1 protein-coding gene is annotated in these 2786 nt (G+C 78.0%); it reads left to right on the top strand.

Annotation, left to right across the window (positions count from 1 at the left end):
• The coding region (locus VFZ20_RS30705; RefSeq protein ID WP_329687789.1) for a condensation domain-containing protein at positions 1-2786 on the top strand (2786 nt) is incomplete at both ends.

The raw sequence follows: 2786 nt of genomic DNA, 5'->3' as shown, positions 1-2786 counted from the left end.
AAGGGGGTGGCCGTCCCCCACCGCGGCGTCGTGCGCCTGGCCCGCGGCGCGGACTACGCGCCCCTGGGCCCCGGCGCGCGCGTGGCGCAGCTGTCCAGCACGGCGTTCGACGCCGCCACCTTCGAGGTCTGGGGCGCGCTGCTCAACGGCGGCACCCTGGTGGTCCTTCCCCCCGGCCCCCTCTCGGCGGGCGAGCTGGGCGCGGCCCTGCGGGCGGGCGCGGTGACGACGCTGTGGCTCACGGCGGGGCTCTTTCACCGGATGGTGGACGAGGACCTGGAGGGGCTCCGCGGCCTGCGCCACCTGCTGGCCGGCGGCGACGTCCTTTCGCCGGCCCACGTGCGGCGCGTGCGCGAGGCGCTCCCGGCCCTGCGCCTGGTGAACGGCTACGGGCCCACGGAGAACACCACCTTCACCTGCACCCACGCCGTCGTCCGGGCGCCGCGCGACGGGAGCCCCGTCCCCATCGGCGGGCCCGTGGCGCACACCCGCGTCTTCGTGGCCGACGTGCACGGCGCGGCGGCCCCCGTGGGCGTTCCCGGGGAGCTGTGGGCCGGCGGGGCGGGGGTGGCCCGCGGCTACCTGGGCGACCCCGCCCTCACGGCCGCGCGCTTCGTCCCCGACCCCTTCTCCGGCCGGCCCGGGGCCCGCGTGTACCGCACGGGCGACCGCGTGCGCTGGCGCGAGGACGGGGCCCTGGAGTTCCTGGGGCGCATGGACGGGCAGGTCAAGCTCCGCGGCTTCCGCATCGAGCCGGCGGAGGTGGAGGCCGCCCTGCTGTCCTACCCCGGCGTGCGCCAGGCGCGCGTCCTCGCGCGCGAGGATACCCCCGGCGAGCGGGCGCTCGTGGCCTACACGGTGGGCGACGCGGACGCCGACGCCCTGCGGGCCCACCTGGGCGCCACCCTGCCGGCGTACATGGTGCCGGCCGCGTTCGTGCCGCTGGACGCGCTGCCCCTGACCCCCAGCGGCAAGGTGGACGCGCGGGCCCTGCCCGCGCCGGGGTACGACGCCGGGCGCTACGTGGCGCCCCGCACGGAGGTGGAGCAGGTGCTGGCCGGGGCGTGGGCCGAGGTGCTGGGGCGCGAGCGGGTGGGCGTGCGGGACAGCTTCTTCGAGCTGGGCGGCCACTCGCTGCTGGCCATGCGGCTCATCTCGCGCGTGCGCGCCGCCTTCGGGGTGGAGCTGCCCATCCGGGCCGTCTTCGCCGGGCCCACGGTGGAGGCCATGGCGGCCGAGGTGGAGCGGCTGGTCTACGAGGACGTGCTGGCCGCCCCCGAGCCGGACGACGCGCCCCCGGCCGGCGAGGCCCCCGGCACCCGTCCCCCGCCCATCGCCCGGGTGCCCCGCGACGGGCCCCTCCCCCTCTCGTTCGCGCAGCAGCGGCTGTGGTTCGTGGACCGGCTGCAGCCGGGGCGCGCCGCGTACAACATGCCCTTCGCCGTGCGCGTGGGCGGCCCCCTCTCGCGGGCGGCGCTGGCGCGCGCCCTGGCGGCCACCGTGGGCCGGCACGAGTCGCTGCGCACCTTCTTTCCCCTCGTGGACGGCGAGCCCGTGCAGCGGGTGTGCCCCGCCGGCCCCGTGCCGCTCCCCGTGGTGGACCTGGGCGGGGTGCCCCGGGCGCACCGCGCGCGGCAGCTGGCGCGCATCGCCGCCGCCGAGGCCGCCCGGCCGTTCGACCTGGCGGCGCGCCCGCCCCTGCGGGGGCTGCTGGTGCGGCTGGGCCCGGACGACCACGCCGTGCTCCTGACCCTGCACCACATCGCCAGCGACGGGTGGAGCATGGAGATCTTCGTCCGCGAGATCTCCACCCTGTACGAGGCGTTCGTGGAGGGGCGCGACCCGGCGCTCCCCGACCTCCCCGTGCAGTACGCCGACTTTGCCGCGTGGCAGCGGGCCTGGCTGTCGGGGCCCGTGCTGGAGCGCGAGGCCGGGTGGTGGCGGGCGCGGCTGGCCGGCGCGCCGCCCCTGCTGGACCTTCCCCCGGACCGCCCGCGCCCCGCCGTGGCCCGCGCCGCGGCCGGGGCCGTGGTCTTCGACGTGGACGCGGAGACGACGGAGCGGCTGGACGCCCTGGCCCGGGCGGAGGGCGCCACCCTCTTCATGGCGCTGCTGGCGGCGTGGCAGGCCCTGCTGGCCCGCTGGAGCGGCCAGGACGACGTGGTGGTGGGCAGCCCCATCGCCGGGCGCAACCGCCTGGAGACGGAGGGGCTGATCGGGATGTTCGTGAACCTGCTGGTGCTGCGCGCCGACCTGGCCGCCGACCCGCCCTTTCGCGCCCTCCTGCGCCAGGTGCGCGACACGACCGTGGCCGCGTACCAGCACCAGGACCTCCCCTTCGAGAAGCTCGTGGAGGAGCTGGGGGTGGAGCGCACCCTGGCGTATACCCCCCTCTTCCAGGTGCTGTTCGCCCTGCAGAACACCCGCCGGGGTGACCTGCGGCTGGGCGGGGCCCGGGTGGAGAACCTGCACCGGGGCACGGGGACGGTGAAGTTCGACCTGTCCATGAACCTGGTCCAGGATGCCGCCGGGCTGCACGGGCGTCTGTCGTACCGGGCGCAGCTGTGGGACGAACCGACCCTGGCGGAGCTCCTGCGGCGCTACGCGCGCCTGCTGGAGGCCGTCGCGGCCGATCCCGGCGCGCGGGTCTCGGCGCTGCCGCTGGTGGACGCGGCCGAGCGGGCGCGGCTGCTGGCGGATGCCCGCGGCGAAGACCGCCCGCGCCCGGCGGGGTGCATCCACGAGGCGTTCCAGGCGTGGGCCGCCCGCGCGCCCCACGCCCCGGC

It is taken from the genome of Longimicrobium sp., assembly GCF_036280135.1.
Lineage (GTDB): Bacteria > Gemmatimonadota > Gemmatimonadetes > Longimicrobiales > Longimicrobiaceae > Longimicrobium.
The sequence above is the reverse complement of the archived record's forward strand: the minus strand, read 5'-3'. Positions and strand labels throughout refer to the sequence as shown.